The organism is Helicobacter felis ATCC 49179 (genome assembly GCF_000200595.1).
In the GTDB taxonomy this organism is placed as follows: Bacteria; Campylobacterota; Campylobacteria; order Campylobacterales; family Helicobacteraceae; genus Helicobacter; species Helicobacter felis.
Genome location: NC_014810.2, coordinates 1517595 through 1535162, shown reverse-complemented (window position 1 = coordinate 1535162; position 17568 = coordinate 1517595). Strand labels below are relative to the sequence as shown.

Sequence of the window (17568 nt, the reverse complement as noted above, 5' to 3'; positions counted from 1 at the left end):
CCCTATAATTCTACTTTTTGGATTAGGTTTAGGTAGCTCTCACTTGTTAGCCCTTCATCAGTAGCCACCACAAACTCAAAGGCACTCGGGCTCACCAAACGGATAAAAATAAAAGCATGGGGGTTACTCACGCCCGTTTCTAGGGATTTTTTCTTAATGGCCGGGTCGCTTAAGTGGCAATTATAGGGGTTGGTTTGCAAAGTGTAGTAAAGCTCAAATCGGCTTTCACTTGCATCTAAGAATTTGACCCATTCTTGGTAGGCCTGATCTCTTTCTAGCACGATTTCAAATTTTTGTTTGCGCCCCCGCCCTAAGATATATTTAGAATGTGCTCCGCCTTGCGTGTAATTGTTGATCACTTGGATTTGTCCGCCCTTACGGGTGCGTATCAACCCAAAAGCGACCCCTGTTTTGCCATTGGGCTTGGCTAAATCACGGCTTTCTAGGGGCGGATAGACTTGGTAGCGGGCTTGGGTGTCTTGGGTGATTTGATTAATCTTTGCCTCAAAGAGTTCTTGCACAAGGCGCGATTTGCTTGCATTGCCTGCCAAGAAAATATGGAAAGTGTCAATGTCCCTTGCCTCTTGTATGCGCTCAAAATGCGCATCCGTGGCGCGCCAAAGCTCGCTAAAGAATAAATCCACCCCCCTTTTATGCGTTCTTTAAAGAGATTTTGCACTTCTTGGGTGCTAAAATCCAAATCCACGCCGGCGATGTTTTGCCCACTGCTATCAAAGAGGTTTAAAAACAACACCCCCTCATCTTCAAATTCTCTACCCTCCCAAAGGGGGCGGAGTTTCTCCATGAGGGTTTTAGTGTTGGTGTGGGCTTCTTGGGAGTCATTGAGCAAGGTTTCAATGCCCAAAGTGCCTTGCCCCTCGGCGGGTTTTTTAAAGGGGATTTGTCTAGACAACAATAAAACTTGGTTGCGCTTAAAAATTGCAAAGCTGGCTAATTCTAATAAATGTTCCCCGCCTAAAAAGCGATCCCCCGCCCCGCCAAAATGTTCTAAGACATAATCATAACGGCTCGATTCGGGCGTGCCCTCCAAGAGCCCAAAATCAAAATCTGTTGTCCCGCCCCCAAAGTCAAAGACCCCATAATACACCCGCTCGTTTTCGCTCGGATCAAAATTATAATTTTCTAAAGCGATGATCGCATAAGCCGCCGGCTCGCTTGCCCCCTCTTCAACTTTAAGTTGTTCTACCACCTTTTGAGAATGCAAAGTATTGGGCAAGGATTTAGCCAAGCCTCTTTTAAAACTCTCTAAGATCATGTGGCGCACCGCTGAATCGTAGGTTACCGGGAAAGATAAGAGATAATGTAAAAACACCCCGTGGTGTTGGTTGTTGATGTATAAACCCAGATAGTAGGCATAAAGCTCGATGGGGTTTAAATCCCCCTCTTTGATCGCTAGACTCTCCTTGATCTCAAAATGCGCCCCTTGTTTGTCTAAAATTTGTAATTTTCCCTGCTTATCCCCCGCCCATTGCTTTAACCCGCTCAAATAGGCATTATAATCGCTTGAGGGGCTACCTAAAAAAGCACTATAAGCGGCATGGGAGACTTGCACTTGATCCCATTTTGTGGGGGGTCTGCCTTTTTGGGATTTATAGGCTTGCAAAAACCCTTTTAAATCGTTGAAGGCGATGATAGTGGGGTTTTCATATTGGTTTTTTTTCAATCTCTTGGGTTAAATCCCCTAGCCCTACACGCATGGGCACGCTTTGGTTTTCCTCTTGGCACACCACAACACTGCTTGTGGTTCCAAAATCAATCCCCACTAACCCCTCTTTGATGTCCGCTTTGGGGTTTCTAGCAATTAGGGGCTTTTCAAAACGCACAAAAGTTGCCCTAGACACGCTCAAACTCTCGGCTAAGTCCCACAGCTCCCAAGAGCCCCGATTAGCATCGCTTAAGATTTTAGGATCATAGGGGCTAATATCGGCACGCACTCTGTCAGCTTGGAGTAGGGCATTGGTGTAATCTTGCGCCCACTTTTGGGGCATAGTCAAACCCTGCACGCTTTTAATGGTCTTTTTAGAGTCAAGGCGTATCTTGATAAATAAATACACCAACCACACCACAGACACAAATAAAATAATTTGCAAGGTAAAGAGGATTAAAGACCCAAAAATCGCCCAAAGCACGCCCAAGACCATGATGCCTGCTAAAGTGCTTGTCAAGAGCAAGGATAAATGCGACAAGTAGCGGGGGGCTTGGGTGTTTTTGTCCAAAATATCTTGCAAGGCATTTTTATACACCGCTATCACTTTATCTCTAGGGGAGGCGGTGTTGTTATTTGCCCCCAAAAAAGCAAAAATAGAATAGCCCATCCACAAAAAAGCGCAATAAGAGAGAAAATATAGCCTCTCACTTGTGGCTGATACAGCAATGGCAAACACCAAAACCCCCACAACCCACGCGATCAAGCGATTCTTAAGCCAAAAAAAGCGTTCCTCTTTAAAAACCCTTGTGAAAAATGGACTGCCCCACCTTTGAATTAGCCGATACCAAAGCACCCCCTCAGCCCAGCACAAGCCAAAGACAATCCCAAAGCACACCAAACCCAAACAAAAATCCCACACTAACCCCAAGAAAGATTTCAGCATGCCCGGGGCAATTTTCTCTATAACCCACAGCACAACCCCCAACACAGCGAGCAACACTATAGACCCCGCATTTTTGCAATCCATGCCATCATTCTAGCCCCCTTTATCTGTTTATTTTCATAACTCCACTTTTTGCACGTTACTTAGATAATTCTCGTCTGCTAGCCCTTCATCAGTAGCCACCACAAACTCAAAGGCACTGGGGGAGACTAGGCGGATAAAAATAAAGGCATGGGGGTTATTCACCCCCGTTTCTAAGGATTTTTTCTTAATGGCGTGATCGGTGAGACTTAAATGATTATTAGCCGCACTGGCTTGCGTGGTGTAATACACCTCAAATTGGCTCTCGCTGGCATCTAAGAATTTTTTCCATTTATTGTAGGGGTGATCGCGATCGATGAGTGTATAAAACTTGCGCTTTTTAGATCGCCCTAAATAGTATTTAAAGCGGATATTCTCCTCTACATTGGAGTCGATAACTAGAATGGACCCACCCTTGCGGGCTTGCACCAAGCCAAAGGCGACCCCGGTTTTACCATTGGGTTTAGCAAAATCCGCACTCTCTAAAGGGGCGTAGAGTTTGTAGCTAATGGGGGTTTGGGCTTGGTTGGCATCTTGCTCGCTGATTTGGGCGATCTTTGCCTCAAAGAGTTCTTTGACTAGGGGCGATTTACTCGAATTGCCCGCTAAAAAAATATGGAAAGTGTGGATGCTGCGCCCCTCCTCTAACATGCCTTTCTTTTCAAAAAAGCGCGCGGTCGCCCTAAAAAACTCGCTGAAAAAATTATCCACCCCCCTTTTAATGCGTTCTTTAAAAAGTTCAAATATTTGTTGAGAATCATAATCTAGGTGTATCGTATTTGGTTCACCATCGTGTCCCCAACAAGAAAAGGAAAATCGATCATCACCTTTGCCTTCAAAATCTCTACCCTCCCATAGCGGTCTTAATAGTTCTGCTAGTATTTGAGTGTTACAGCGTGCCTCTTGGGATTCATTGAGCAAAGTTTCACTCCCTGCAAAGGGCATGCCCTCTGCGGGTTTTTTAAAAGGGATGTGTTGTTGGAGTAACACATCTCTATTATATTTGACAACCTCAAAGCTGGCTAGCTCTAATAAATTTTCGCCCCCCAAATAGCGATCCCCGCCCGCGCCAAAATGCTCTAAGACATAATCATAACGGCTATGCTCGGGTGCCTCCATGAATAGTCCAAAATCAAAATCTGTCGTCCCGCCCCCAAAGTCAAAGACCCCATAATACACCTGCTCCTCATCGCTAGGTTCAAAGCCATAGCCCTCTAAAGCGCTGATCGCATAGGCGGCTGGCTCGCTCGCCCCCTTTTCAACCTTTAAGCGATCTAACACCCCTTGAGCATGCAAGGCATTAGGCAAGGATTTAGCAATGCCCTTTTTAAAGCTCTCTAAGATCATTTCACGCACCTCTAGCTCGTAGGTTACGGGGAAGGACAAGAGGTAATTTAAAAAAATCCCATTGTATTGGTTGTTGATGTAAAGCCCTAGATAGTAGGCATAAAGTTCAATGGGGTTTAAATCCCCCTCGCGCAAATCCAAGCTCCCCTTGAGCTCAAAATGCGCCCCCTGTCTGTCTAAGATTTGCATCTTTCTAGACTTGTCCCCCGCCCATGCCTTGAGCGCGCTGAAAAACGAATTGTAATGGTTAGAGGGGCTGTTGTGCATGTCGTTCTTGGCTTCGTGGGCGATTTTCACACTCTCCCATTTGGTCTTGGGGCGTCCTTTTTGGGCGTTGTAGGCTTGTAAAAAGGTGCTCAAATCGTTAAAGGCAATGATGGTAGGGTTTTCATATTGGATTTTTTCGATCTCTTGGGTTAAATCCCTAGCCCGATACGCAAGGGATAAATGTGCGCGCTCTCCTCTTGGCACACCACAACGCTGCTTGTGGTCCCAAAGTCAATCCCCACAATCCCCTCTTTAATGTCGGCTTTGGGGTTGCGCGCCATAACCGGGCTTTTAAAGGGGACTAGCTCGCCCTCCCCTGTGCCTTGATCCTCCCAAAGCTCCCATAGCCCGCGGTTGGCATCGCTTAAGATTTTAGAGTCATAGGGCTTGAGATTGGCACGGATTGTATCGGCTTGCAAAAGTTCTTCAAAACCATCCCCCCTAACGCTTAAGGCTTTGGGGTCTTTGAGGGTGTATTTTTGTGCTTGGGAGTCGTAGCTAAAGGCTTGCAACACGGCGTAATCGGGGCTTTCTACAATGGCTTTGAGGCGGTTGATTTTGATTGTAGACAAGGCTTCTTTGTAGGCTTGCTCTATGGCTTTTTCAAGGGGTAACCCTGCGTTGCAGACCTCTAAGATTTTTGCTAAAAAATCTTTTTGTTCTTGGGTGGCAAGCTGGCTAAAAGTGTAACGCTGTAGATAATCTTGTGCGTTTGATGTGTAGTTATTGCGCATATCGTTTCTCAATATATTTAACCAATTTTGCCCCTCTAAACATTTAATGCCAATTTGGGTTTTTGGGGTGCGATAAAAGCGTTTAAATATTTTTTGTAAGGCTTTGGGGGCGGGGACAAGGTCTAAAAACCATCGGGTGTAGTTTGGGTTGTAATCTTGGTTCAACACATTATCGTCTCTAAGGTAGTAGTAGCGATTGGTATCTCTCACATAAGAATTACAAGAACTATCTAAGATGTCTAGGTTGTTACGCCAAATGCGGATACCATTTGTAATTTTTTGTTGTTGTTGGTCTCTTAAGACGGGCAATTTAGGATAGAGACTTTCAAAGACATTTTCCACTTGCTCTTGGCTAAATTTAGTGTCATGGTAGGCATCGCCGGCTAAATGGGCGCATAGAACATGTAGAGGGCTTGGGATATAGCCATAATAGCCATTATGGTTATTCAAATACACAAACCCAAAAAGCTTTTGTTGGGGCAGGTAAAAGCTTGTTTCATTGAGTGTAATCACCTCTGTTTTTGTGGCGTATTCTTTAAAAAGTTCAAAGCATGCCACAATGTGCTTGGTGAAAGGCTGTTTAGGATTTTCTAGGGCTTCATTTTTGATAAACTCTTGCCAGCTTGCGCCCATTTGTGCCTCTAGGGCTTCTTCAGAAAGGTAAGTTCCTTTGATCGCTTTGGTGTGTTCCATGTCTGCTCCTTAAAGTTTGATTATAGATTGTCGTTTAACTTCGCCATTCCTAGCGTGTAGATAGCCGCGCAACAACACTTGGGTAATGTTTCCGCTGGCATTCAAGCTAGAGTGGTGGCGTTGGTGCTTGGTGGGGTTGTAGGGCTGCCCCACTTCTAGGGGGTCTAGCTTATAGGGGGTGGCTTTTGCGTAGTAACCAAAGAGGCTATAAAAGATTTCTACCAGAATTTGCGCCCCCTCTTTGTTTTCCTTCAGGGCGTTATTGGTGTAATCCCACAGCATTTCGATATTCTTGCCCTGCGTGCCGATGGCTAAAAAGGCAAGTGGGTCGTTTTCGCTAAAAAGATTGCTCAAACCCTGCTTGAGATTAGGGGGCAGAGTCAAAAACAATTCATAAGCTTGCACTTTATGCCTTTTTAAGTCTGCTTGGGTGTTTTCTAGCTCTTTTTGTGTGCTCTCTAGTGCGCTTTGGCTTTGGCTTAATTCTGTTTGTGTGCTCTCTAGTGCGCTTTGGCTAGCTCCGCTTGGTTTTCTCTCTCTGTTTTTTGCAAGGCTAGTAAATCTCTCTCTAGCCGTGCTAGGGTAGTTTGTTGCTCTTGGATTTGTGCTTGTGCCTGCTCATATTGCCGCCTTGCCTCTTGCTCAGCTTTCTCAACTTGGGTTAAAAGTGTGGTGTCTCTGCTCTTAAAAAGATTTAATAACCATTGAAACATCGCCTCTTGCACCTCGCTATCTTGGAATAATTCTAAAACTTGGGATTTTAAAGAGTTTTGCGCCTCTAACGCTTGCCCTTGCCCCCCTTGCGTGCTTGTTAAACTACTTAGATCGCCCTCTTGAGGGTCTCTTTGTATCTGTGTTAAATCGTCATTTTTGCTCATATTTACCTTTCTTATTGATACCCCACAACCCGAATCCCCCCGATGTTTTTAAGCACCTTTTTTAGGGCTATTTTTTTGGGTTTAGCCTTTAAAATATTTGTCCCTATGATACCTAAAAATTCCATCGCGTAAAACTTGTGCCTCTTTTAAAGAGGTGCCTATGATTGCCAAAATGTCCTCTATTTTTTAAGTTCTGTATACGGCGTGTGATCGCACCTCTTTAGTTTGAATCTTTGAGACTTTAGCCATTTTCAAAAACGCTCAACTCCCTTATCCCAAAAAGCTAAAAAAGGGGTCTTTTTCCCCATAAACAAAATGCAACCCCACTCTCTATCTCCTCAAACAAAGACCCTTTATTTTCAAAAGCCTTTTGTAAATTCTCTTGGGCGATACGCGCATAATCTGCGGACTTTTCTACACCGATAAAATCTAAGCCCATTTGTGCACACGCCACTCCCGTGCTCCCACCGCCTGCAAAATAATCTAACACCACTGCGCCCTTAGGCACAATCTCTGAACAATGGGTTAAAATTTCTAAGGGCTTTTGAGTAGCGTGTTGTTTGCTATTATAGTGATAGCGCGCCTGCGTCTTACGCTCATAGGCGGGTAATTCCCCCTTAGTGCCTCAGAGAATAAACTCGCATTGTTGTTTAAACCCGCCCTTAAAGGGTCTAGCAGAACGCCCCTTATCCCATACCATTACACCTCGCCAAGCTAAATCTGCTAATTGCACGGCATCAGAGAGTGCGGGCAACATGCGCCAGTCAATGAAGCTAAAGAAATACCCGCTGGATTTAAGCGCGCGCTCTATTTGGGCAAAGATAAAGCCAATCCAGCTTATCCATATTCTTTGGTCCATACCATCGCCTACAAATTCGTAGTATTTGGAATTATCATTAACATACTTCTTGTTGTGCACGCATTCAAAGACTTCACCCCGCCGCTACAATAAGGCGGGTCTATCAAAACGCAATCGATAGAGTTTTCAGGCAAACTCTGCATAAACTCCAACGCATCGGCGTTAAAAACTTGGTTGAGATATTGCGTTAAGATGGTTGCTCCTTTGGGTTAATATTTAGGGTGAATTGTGGTAGAATAATTGCAGAGCTTTTTAGCCCTACTCTAAAGGTTTTATTTCCTATTCTGCATACCATGCCCATTCTTCCCCCTTCTTGTTTCACTACCTCTCCCTTCTGCACTATCTCACAACTCCATTGCCTAACTTCTCAAGCGCATCATTTCCCTCAAAGTCTTTAAAGTCGTCTAAATGCTTTTCTACCCTGCGACTTGCCCGCGTTTCTCTTTTAAAAGCTTTGCGACCGCTTCTTTTCCCTTACCGGCAAACTCTGCAAAATTCTCCCCAAAAGCGGGGTTGGGCTCTATTTGGGGGTTTTAAGTGGCAGCTTGTTAGACTCCTTAGGACTTGCTCCGCTACTCAACGCTGTAGCGTCATGTGACCTAGCAATTATTGGAAGTCCAGGCAAGTCGCTTATTAAAACTTCTCCACCCTCGCTAATTTTATTTTTTAGATTATTGGGTGTTTTAGGCGCATTGCTGGTGATGACCCACTCGCCACTATCTCCCCGCGCGACACTGGCAAAAAACTTAGTTCCTCCAAAGTCTTTAACAAAAATTAAAGCCCCATCTACCTGTCTGAGCACCACATTAGGCTCTTCTAATGCCGGTCTAATCAAAGGTAAAAACTCTTTTCTTTGCCTTTTTGCCAATTTAACCAAACTCCCGCGTGTTAATTGGATTTGCTCCCCTTTGAGCACGGGCTCTAAGGCTTGTTGCACTGCAGGGCTAAATTGAGGGATAAAAGGCTCATCTAGGCTTTTAAGATGGAATGCCCCTAACCATGCACGCTTGCTCTCTTTAAGCACGGATGTAGTAGAGTTGGGGTTAGGGCTGGTTGCGTCTAAGGGCGTGCTTGGGCTTGCCTCAAGGGTATTCCCGTTATCTTTGGATAGTCGTATGCCTGCCCCGCTAAAATCGCGGTTCTTTTCCAAAAGCCCATTTTCTTTATATAAAGTTTTGAGATTTAGGGCATTGTTTTTCTTACTGACAATTCTATCCTCGATAGTTACTGCGGGTTGTTTGCTGATTTCTACTAAGTTTGACCCCTTGCCATGCATTTTCTCAATGTGTTTTAACGCATCTCCATCAAAGAGCATTTTAATAGGCTTGCTGGCATCTAACCCCAAATGCTCCAAGATTTGCGCATTGGTTAAATCCCCCACCCATATCTTAGTGTTACGCTTTTTGACCTCCTCTAAGAGCTTTGGGGTTATTTCTTCTGGATTAGCTTTTCTTAGAGGTCTTTTAGGGTCTAATAAATCCTCGCTAGCTTCATGAGGAGGCTTACCCCCTCCTTCAGGTGGGGGTGTCTCTAGGGTACACATCAAAGACTTTAATGTCTTGTTTATTTTGGGTGGTGTGCACACTGGCATGGGGGGCCTGATAAACATAAGAGGCTACACCCTCCTCCAGTTGCAAACTCTTAGGGTGGATGCTTCCCTTAGCTAAGACTTCTTTAACTTGCTCAATCTCTTCTTTTGTGGGGTTTTGCTTGAACGTGCCCTTGATTTTAATCTGTGTGTTTTGCGCATTAAAGTTCTCCAAACGCTTTAAATTTCTAGCTTGAATCGCTTCCAACTCTGCGCGCTTAAAAGAGTGGATTAAATCCTAATTGCGAAGGGCTATATTTACCCCCTTCTAGGCCCTTCTCAAACACCACGCCGATGTCTCTTAACAGTTTGCGAATCGTGCCATCATATCAATGGTGTGTGCGCGCATTAGAGACTTGTTTGATGTGATAACGCAGAGGTTGTGGAGGCTTGATGAGCTTTTGGCTAAAGCACAAAGATTAATATAGTAAATGTATTTATTTAAAATAATAGATTTTTATGATTTTAGAGATACGCATAGTAACATTTTAAGTCTATTTTTGAGAAAAGGTCTTGATAATTCCACTTTTTATCCATAAAAATAGACTATCATACTTGGTTATCAAAATTTCAAGGTGGGATACAATGGTCAAATGGAATAAAGCGGATATGATGTGGAGCTTAAGTCTTTATGGCACAGCCATTGGTGCGGGTGTATTGTTTCTGCCTATCAATGCGGGAATGGGGGGGTTAATCCCCTTGATTGCCATGCTCCTACTTGCATTCCCTTTAACTTTTTTAACACACCGCGCATTGTGCCGTTTTGTGCTGGGGGGATCGGATAAGAGTGATGATATTACAGTGGTAGGAGAAAATTATTTTGGTAAATTTGGGGGAGTTGTGCTGACAATTCTTTATTTCTTTGCCATTTTTCCTATTTTGCTTGTATATAGCGTAGGGATCACCAATAATATTAGTAGTTTTTTTGTGCATCAATTAGGATTGGCCGAACCCAACCGCTTGTTGCTTTCTTTTTTGGTCGTGGGTGTTTTAATGCTCGTGGTGAGTTTTGGCGAGGAGGTTGTGATTAAAACAATGTCTGCAATTGTATTCCCCTTTATCGCAGTGCTTATTTTTAGCGCATTGTGGCTCATCCCCAAATGGAATAACGCGCTTTTTGAACACATTAGTTTTAGTGGCGTGGGTGGAGAAAGCTTATGGATTGTGATGCTGTTAATTTTGCCTACTATGGTGTTTGCCTTTAACCATTCCCCTATTATCTCTTCGCTCGCTGTGCATTGTAAGCAAGCTTACGGGGAAGATGCGGACAAAAAGGCTTCCAGTATCATTGCACGAAGCAATATTTTGATGATTATTACCGTGATGTTTTTTGTCTTTTCTTGTGCGATGTGTTTGAGTCCTATGGAGTTTAAAGAGGCCAAAGAACAAAATCTTCCTATTCTTTCTTATCTTGCCAACCATTTTGAAGATATGAAAACTTTTGCCATTGTGGCTCCAATCATCGCATTTGTTGCGATGGGGAAATCCTTTTTTGGGCACTATTTAGGCGCGCGCGAGGGATTGAATAGAATCTTATTCTATGCGACCCATCAAAAAATCTCTCTGTCTAACGCGAATAAAATTACGGCATTGATCACCTTTCTTGTGGCTTGGTTTGTTGCCTATAAAAATCCCAGTGTTTTAGAGATCATTGAGAGCATCGGAGGCCCAATTCTAGCTATTATTCTTTATTTGATGCCACTCTATGCTATCTATAAATTTCCACAATTGCATAAATATAAAAATTTATGGCAAAACCTATTGATTTTGTTATTTGGCTTGATTACAATTTCAACCGCAATTTATAAGTTATTTTAAAAATCTTTGTGTTTGCCCTTTTAAAGGGCAGGGAATGCTATTAAAAATGCTAAAATACCCTCTTTGGAGTTTCCCATGTTTTATTTCCACAACACCCTTTTCACCCCCTACACCTTAGAACAAGAGTTGCCTAAACTTTATCACTTTGAGCAGAGCAAAGAGCAAGCTCGGTACGCTTTAGAGCAAATAAATGCGCTCAATCTGCACACTTTTAAAGAGAGCAATGAACACCAGTTTGAAGATGATTTCATTGCCAAAGTTTTAGAGATTTTGGGCTGGGAATACCTGCGCCAAGAAGAAAAGATTCTTCAGGGCAAATTAGAAAAACCTGATTTTTTGCTCTTCGCTAGTCCAGAGTTAAAACAAAAATACCAAGCCCTAGATAAAGCAGAACGCTACGCCAGTAACGCCTTTTTTAGCGTGGTGTGTGAGAGCAAGGCTTACAGCCTAGAAGTGGATAACAAAAAAATCACCCACAACCCCCATTACCAACTTTTAGGCTATCTCAATGCACTGCGCCACAATTATGGCTTTTTGACTAATGGGAGAGTGTGGCGTTTTTATGACGCGAGTAAGCCCACTTACAATAAAGTCTTTTTTGAAGTCAATTTAGAATTTATTTTGCAAACCCAAGATTTAGAGCATTTTCTCTACTTTTACCACCTTTTTAATGCTTCTAACTTTATAGATTGCAAAATCACCCACACCCTGCACGCCAATGAGCAACACAAAAACGCGATTGAAACAGATTTACAAAGCCTGATCTATGGCACAGATGGCTATGACTTCTCTTTGTTTGAGGACATCGGCGCAGCCCTTTATGCGCGCCACCCTGAAACTCCCCTAGATCAGATTTATCAAAACACCCTCTATTTTCTCTTTAGATTACTCTTTATCGCCTACTTTGAAGACAAGTTTGAGGACCTGCTCAAAAAACATAGTGGGTTTGGCAAGCATCTAAGTATCCATAACATCCTAGAATGGTTAGAGGACAACCCCAATACTTACTATGGCATCGCCCGCTTAGAACAACTCTTTGCTATCTATAATGAGGGCAATGAAAATTGCGATATGCCTCTTTTTAATGGCGGACTCTTTGAGCCCAGTAAGAGCGCCCTTTTTAAAAAGGGCAAGATCATTAGCGACAAACTCTTAAAGCGGATTTTAACCCATCTTTTTTATTTCAAAGAGTGCAAGCGCGGTTACGCCACTTTAAACTTAGTGCATTTGGGGAGCATTTATGAGGGGCTGATGTCCTACTTCTTTGCTTTGGCTGATGAAGAACTACACTACTGCACCACGCCAAAAGGAGAGGGTTATTATGATGCCTACGATTACAAACAAAAGCACAAAAATAAAGAGAAAATCCAAAGCCTTAAAGCCTACACTAAAGGTCAGCTTTATCTTAAAAATACTTCTAATTCTAGGAAGTCTAGCGGAAGTTTTTACACCAATGAGCAGATCACAAAAACTTTAGTGGAGCACGCCCTAGCCCACCTTGATAATGACAATGTCCTAAGCTTTAGGATTTTAGATAACGCTTGCGGTTCAGGAGCATTTCTCATTGAGGCGTTGCACCAAGTCAGCCAAAAAGCCTTAGCACACAACTATCCCGCCTTGCAAGCCCCCTTTGAGCAAGAAAAAGCCCTCATTGAACAACAAGCCCAAAGCTATATCACAGGTTACCAAGTAGATGAAGCCGATGTGCTCAAACGCCTCCTGCTTAAAAAGCTCATCTTTGGGATTGACATCAACCCTTTTAGCATCGAGTTAGCCAAACTCTCGCTATGGATTGATAGCTTTATCTTTGGCACGCCTCTAAGCTTTTTAGAACACCATATCAAGTGCGGGAACGCCCTTATAGGCTGTTCCCTTAGAGAATTTGAAGCCTTTTTGGGAAAAAATGGCACTTTGTTTAACCCTAACTTCTTTAAAGAATTTGAAACTCTTAAAACCCTCTTTAGCCAGCTAGCCAACACCAAAGACAGCACCAAAGAAGAGATCGCCCACTCCAAAGCCCTCTATGCTCAAATCAAGCCCCACCTAGATCATCTCAACCTCTATTTAAACTTCTACAACACCCAAGAGTTTATCGCCCACAAGGCAGACCCTGCCCTCAAAGAGTTTTGGAGGGAAAAGGCGCAGGGCTTAGAGGGCGTGGGGCTAGAGCAACTGCACGCCCCAGAGTATGCAGAGGTCAAAGAGTGCATACAAGCCCACGCTAAAGAGTTCAAATTCTTCAACTACGAAATAGAATTCCCTGAAATTGCCCATTCTGCAGGGGGTTTATTTGCTCTGCAACATAGTGGCTTTGATGCCATTGTGGGCAACCCCCCTTGGGAGAAGAGCAAATTTGATGAAAGCGAGTTTTTTAGCTCTTTTAGGAGCGATTACCGCACCTTTAGCCTTCAAGAAAAGCAAGATTTTAAAGCAGAAGCTTTAGCCAAAGACTACATTAAAAAAGAGTTTGAAACACAGCAAGCCCACATACAAACTACCAACACCTATTACAAAGCCCATTACCCTTTGAGTCGTGGGGCAGGGGATGGCAATCTCTTTAGATTTTTTATTGAACGCAATTTGAGCCTGCTAGCCCCTAAAGCCAAGCTAGCTTTAGTTATTCCTAGCGCGCTGATGCTAGAAGAGGGGAGTTTGCACTTAAGAGAACATATTTTAAAAACACATGCCCTAGAGTTTTTTTACAGCTTTGAAAACCGCCAAGGCATTTTCCCCGATGTGGATAGCCGTTATAAATTCGCTTTGCTAGGCATTAGTGCTAAGAAGCACCAAAAACGCATTAAAACGCTCTTTTACTTAGAAAATATCAGCGACATCACCAAGCAAAAACCTCTTTTGATCTCCTCTAAAACTTTGCTAAAAACCCCCAAATGCGCGCTAAAGGAAGTGCGCAACGCCCTAGACTTAGAGATTTTAGAGCACTGCGCTTTAAAGTTTGCACGACTGAGTGAGGGGTGGCTCAATTTTAGACAAGAACTCAGCATGACCACCGATAAAGACCTTTTTATGCCCCTGAGCACGCCCACTACGCCCCACCCCAAGAGAGCGCGCACTAAAACCCAAGAACTCTCTGCCAAAACCCAAGCAAAAGCCACGCTTTTGCCTCTGCTAGAGGGCAAGCACATCCACCAATTTAATGCGCAGTTTGCACCCCCGCGCTATGGCGTGGAGCTAAAAGCACTCCAAGAGCGCACAAAAAGCAAAGAGTGTCATCGCGCTAAAAAGGGAGAATACACGGGCAAGATTGCCTATGAGTATCAATATTTGAGGTTGGGGTATAGAGAGGTGGCACGCGATACTGATGAGCGAAGTTTTATTGTGAGTTTGATTCCTAAAAATTGTAGCGCAGGGCATAAAATTTTTTTAAATGTGCCCTATACTTACACTCCAAAGGGCATAGTAGAAGTGTCCCCCTTGCAAACTCTTTTTGCTTTAGGGCTGTTTAATTCTTTGGTGGTGGATTTTTATTTGCGCTCTCTTATACAAATTAGTGTCAGTAAAGTTTATGTCTATCAACTCCCCCTCCCCCAGCCAAACACCCAAGAGATCACAGACAACCCCATTTATTTTTCTATTGCTAAGTGCGCCCTAGAATGCCAGCTTTATTACGACAAAGCAGGGCACTTTAAAGAGCTAGCCGACCTCTTTAAAACCCCCCTAGACATCCCCAAAACCGCTAAACTTCTAGACACCAAGCGCGCAAGGATGGACATTCTCATCGCGCGTGATATTTACGCCTTGAGCTACGATCAATTCTTACATCTACTAGACTCCTTTAAAGTCCTTGCCAAAAAACAACCGGGGTTTGTGGAGTTGGTGAAGAGTTTGTGGGAAGAGTAGTAGAAAATTTAAAAACTTATGGCACAATAATCCTAGCGGTGCCCAAAGGGCGTTGCCCCCGGGCATTCACTGCTTAGTGAAGTGGTTGGGCTAGAACCACTAACACCGCTAAGATTAGCATTAAACGCATGGTAGCCTCCTTTCTGGAGGATCACCCGCTATCCCCCCAACCCCAAGCTTTAAATCTTGTTCTCCAAATAGGCGAAAAAAGGCGATCACCATCGTATCGTTAGAAGTATTAAAACCAAAGAGAAAATTAAAGCGCAAAATTTAAAAACTTATGGCACAATAATCCTAGTGGTGCCGGGGCTTTAAGCCCCGCCTTGTTTTAGTAAAGTGGTTGAGTCAGAACCACTAACACCACTAAGATTAGCATTAAGCGCATGGTGATCTCCTTTCCGGAGTGCCACCCTCTGCAACCCCCAACCCACAAGCCTAAAAGTTACCCTTTAAGCTGTTTCTCCAAATGACCCAAAGCAGACCACCATGTGCGCCATAAGAAAAAATTATAACTAAAGTTTGGCAAGTTGTATTAAACCTTTTATGCTAGTATGGCGGGTTAAAAAAGGAGATATGATGGTAGAAACAACTCAAAGAAGCCAAAACCTCAACAATAACCCCAATTTGAGTAAAAAAGATGTCCAAGTTGTGGAGAGAATTTTAAGTAAGAACGATCTAAAAGCTCTTGAGATGAAAGATCGTTACAAACAAGATGGGCTGTATGTGCTCAATTTTATGAGTTCGCCCGGAAGTGGTAAAACCACGCTTTTAGAAAATCTCGCCAGCTTTGAGGATTTTAAATTCTGCGTGATCGAGGGGGATTTACAGACTAATCGGGATGCTGATCGGCTTTTAAAAAAGAATGTCGTCGCCCAGCAGATCACTACAGGGGAAGCCTGCCACTTAGAAGCAGCTATGTTGGAGGGGGCGTATGACATTCTCAAACAAAAGGGCGCGATCGCTCAAAGTGATTATCTCATTATTGAAAATGTGGGGAATTTGGTTTGCCCCTCTAGTTATAACTTGGGCGCGGCGATGAATATTGTCTTGCTCTCCACCCCTGAGGGCGATGACAAGGCTTTGAAATACCCTAGCATGTTTTTATGCGCCGATGCGGTGGTGGTGAGTAAAGCTGATTTGATGGAGGTTTTTAACTTTAGACTCTCTCAAGTCCAGGAAGATATGGACAAACTCAAACCCGGCACGCCTATTTTTACTTTGAGCTCCAAAGATCGCACTAGCCTAGAAGCCTTTAAAGACTTCCTTGTTTCAAGACGCGCGCAAAATTACCAGTCCGATCATATCTTCTAATGTGTCTGGCCATTCCCTCTAAAGTGATCGCCCTGAAGGGCAATGTAGCGACCCTAGAGACTATGGGTGTGCAAAGAGAAGCAAGTTTAGATTTAATGGACGAATCTATAGAAGTGGGGGATTTTGTGCTTTTACATATTGGCTTTGTGGTGGGCAAGATCGACACGCAACAAGCTTTAGAGTCTCTAGCTCTGTATGAGCAGATGATCGCCAAAATGGAGACAGATGACTGATTTTATCCACGCTTTTAGAAACAAAGAGGCTATTTTAGCCCTCGCGCGCCAAATCCAACAAGAGAGTTCTAAATTACAAGCTCCTTTTAAAATTATGGAAGTGTGTGGGGGACACACCCATTCTTTAATGCGCTATGGCCTACTAGATTTACTGCAAAACACCCCCTTAGAGTTTGTGCATGGTCCGGGGTGTCCGGTGTGCGTGATGCCCAAACTGCGCATTGATGAAGCTATTGCTCTAGCTCAAATGCCAGAGACGATTCTAATCACTCTAGCGGATATGATGCGCATTCCCGGGAGTGTCTTAAGTCTGCAAAAAGCGCGCGCGCTAGGAGCTGATGTGCGCTTTGCTTACTCCCCCCTGCAAGCCCTAGAGATCGCTAGGACAAATCCGCTAAAAAATGTCGTGTTTGTAGCAATCGGCTTTGAAACCACTACGCCTATGACAGCTAGCTTATTATTGCAGGCTCAAGCAGAGGGGCTAAAAAATCTCTTCGTGCACAATAACCATGTGCTTGTGCCCCCCAGTGTGCAAGCCGTGCTTCAAAACTCTAAAATTCACGCCCTGATCGCCCCCTCGCATGTGAGTGTGATCACAGGGGCTAAGATTTATCAACCTCTCTTGGAGCGTTTTCAAATGCCCATCGTGGTGGCTGGCTTTGAGCCGGTGGATGTGCTCGAGGGAGTGTTGTGTCTTGTGCGCCAAGCACGCCAACAAGAAACCCGCTTAGAAATTCAATACCGCCGTGTGGTGAGCTTTGAGGGCAATTTAAAAGCCCAAAGTTTGATAGAGCAAACCATGCAGGTGCGTCAAAGTTTTGAGTGGCGCGGGCTAGGGGAGATCCCCTTTTCGGCAATGCAAATGCGCGCGGAGTTTGCAGAATTTGATGCAGAGGTGGTGTTTCAAGAGGTCTTGCCAAAGAAAAGCGCGCTTGAGCCTAAAAACTGCCTTTGTGGACAGATTTTAAAAGGGCAAGCCAAACCCCTAGATTGTTCTTTATTCAACAAAACCTGCACGCCTAGCCACCCTGTGGGGGCGTGTATGGTCAGCTCTGAGGGGGCTTGTGCCGCCTATCATAGATATGGGCTTGACTTTTCTAAAAAAATAGGCTAAAATGCGCACTTTACTTTGGAGTATCGCCAAGTGGTAAGGCAGCAGGTTTTGGTCCTGCCATTCCGAGGTTCGAATCCTTGTACTCCAGCCATGACGCGGGATAGAGCAGTCCGGTAGCTCGTTGGGCTCATAACCCAAAGGTCGGTGGTTCAAATCCATCTCCCGCAACCATCTT

Annotated in this window: 16 protein-coding genes and 2 tRNA genes; 7 read left to right on the top strand and 11 right to left on the bottom strand. The window is 44.0% G+C overall.

Going from position 1 to position 17568, the window contains the following annotated elements:
* Window positions 1-2: 2 nt before the first annotated feature.
* The 11 genes from HFELIS_RS09435 to HFELIS_RS07740 form a co-directional block, all read right to left on the bottom strand.
* On the bottom strand, window positions 3-521 hold the full coding sequence (locus HFELIS_RS09435; protein WP_231844168.1) for a hypothetical protein: 519 nt from the start codon (window positions 519-521) through the stop codon (window positions 3-5).
* Window positions 443-1684: a hypothetical protein gene (locus tag HFELIS_RS09430; RefSeq protein ID WP_013470005.1), complete on the bottom strand. Its 1242-nt coding sequence runs from the start codon at window positions 1682-1684 to the stop codon at window positions 443-445. The genes HFELIS_RS09435 and HFELIS_RS09430 overlap by 79 nt, the downstream gene beginning before the upstream one ends.
* Window positions 1665-2696 (bottom strand): hypothetical protein, encoded by a 1032-nt coding sequence (locus HFELIS_RS09425; protein ID WP_013470004.1) that lies wholly within the window; start codon window positions 2694-2696, stop codon window positions 1665-1667. The genes HFELIS_RS09430 and HFELIS_RS09425 overlap by 20 nt, the downstream gene beginning before the upstream one ends.
* A gap of 33 nt (window positions 2697-2729) precedes the next feature.
* The gene (locus tag HFELIS_RS07760; protein ID WP_013470003.1) at window positions 2730-4511 is read right to left on the bottom strand and encodes an acetate and sugar kinases/Hsc70/actin family protein; all 1782 of its coding nucleotides are present in this window, start codon (window positions 4509-4511) and stop codon (window positions 2730-2732) included.
* Window positions 4457-5734, bottom strand: coding sequence for a hypothetical protein (locus HFELIS_RS08965; RefSeq protein WP_013470002.1), 1278 nt, complete (start codon window positions 5732-5734; stop codon window positions 4457-4459). Before HFELIS_RS08965 ends, HFELIS_RS07760 begins: the two co-directional genes overlap by 55 nt.
* Window positions 5735-5743: 9 nt before the next feature.
* A complete protein-coding gene (locus HFELIS_RS09420; RefSeq protein WP_013470001.1) occupies window positions 5744-6139 on the bottom strand; it encodes a protein grpE in 396 nt (131 codons plus the stop codon).
* Window positions 6140-6234: 95 nt separating this feature from the next.
* Window positions 6235-6612 carry a hypothetical protein gene (locus HFELIS_RS09415; protein ID WP_013470000.1) on the bottom strand — a complete coding sequence of 126 codons (378 nt, stop codon included), beginning with the start codon at window positions 6610-6612 and terminating at the stop codon, window positions 6235-6237.
* 283 nt (window positions 6613-6895) lie between these two features.
* Complete coding sequence (locus tag HFELIS_RS09410) at window positions 6896-7144, bottom strand: DNA methyltransferase (protein ID WP_231844228.1); 249 nt, start codon at window positions 7142-7144, stop codon at window positions 6896-6898.
* Window positions 7145-7237: 93 nt separating this feature from the next.
* Window positions 7238-7531 (bottom strand): site-specific DNA-methyltransferase, encoded by a 294-nt coding sequence (locus HFELIS_RS09405; RefSeq protein WP_013469997.1) that lies wholly within the window; start codon window positions 7529-7531, stop codon window positions 7238-7240.
* 460 nt (window positions 7532-7991) lie between these two features.
* Complete coding sequence (locus HFELIS_RS07745) at window positions 7992-9014, bottom strand: PBECR2 nuclease fold domain-containing protein (RefSeq protein ID WP_013469996.1); 1023 nt, start codon at window positions 9012-9014, stop codon at window positions 7992-7994.
* Window positions 8986-9267, bottom strand: a complete 282-nt coding sequence (locus tag HFELIS_RS07740; RefSeq protein ID WP_013469995.1) for a hypothetical protein — start codon at window positions 9265-9267, stop codon at window positions 8986-8988. Before HFELIS_RS07740 ends, HFELIS_RS07745 begins: the two co-directional genes overlap by 29 nt.
* A 377-nt stretch (window positions 9268-9644) precedes the next feature.
* Between HFELIS_RS07740 and HFELIS_RS07735 the strand changes: the two genes are divergently transcribed.
* From HFELIS_RS07735 to HFELIS_RS07705, 7 genes are all read left to right on the top strand, one after another.
* The gene (locus HFELIS_RS07735; protein ID WP_013469994.1) at window positions 9645-10877 is read left to right on the top strand and encodes an aromatic amino acid transport family protein; all 1233 of its coding nucleotides are present in this window, start codon (window positions 9645-9647) and stop codon (window positions 10875-10877) included.
* A 75-nt stretch (window positions 10878-10952) separates the two neighbouring features.
* The gene (locus HFELIS_RS07730; protein WP_013469993.1) at window positions 10953-14735 is read left to right on the top strand and encodes an Eco57I restriction-modification methylase domain-containing protein; all 3783 of its coding nucleotides are present in this window, start codon (window positions 10953-10955) and stop codon (window positions 14733-14735) included.
* A 576-nt stretch (window positions 14736-15311) separates the two neighbouring features.
* Window positions 15312-16046, top strand: coding sequence for a hydrogenase nickel incorporation protein HypB (hypB, locus tag HFELIS_RS07725; RefSeq protein WP_013469992.1), 735 nt, complete (start codon window positions 15312-15314; stop codon window positions 16044-16046).
* On the top strand, window positions 16046-16279 hold the full coding sequence (locus HFELIS_RS07720; protein ID WP_013469991.1) for a HypC/HybG/HupF family hydrogenase formation chaperone: 234 nt from the start codon (window positions 16046-16048) through the stop codon (window positions 16277-16279). The genes hypB and HFELIS_RS07720 overlap by 1 nt, the downstream gene beginning before the upstream one ends.
* Window positions 16272-17393: a hydrogenase formation protein HypD gene (gene hypD, locus HFELIS_RS07715; protein WP_013469990.1), complete on the top strand. Its 1122-nt coding sequence runs from the start codon at window positions 16272-16274 to the stop codon at window positions 17391-17393. The genes HFELIS_RS07720 and hypD overlap by 8 nt, the downstream gene beginning before the upstream one ends.
* 16 nt (window positions 17394-17409) lie before the next feature.
* Window positions 17410-17484 (top strand) — tRNA-Gln (locus HFELIS_RS07710).
* Between the two features lie 3 nt (window positions 17485-17487).
* Window positions 17488-17564: transfer RNA gene (locus HFELIS_RS07705), tRNA-Met, on the top strand.
* Window positions 17565-17568 lie beyond the last annotated feature (4 nt).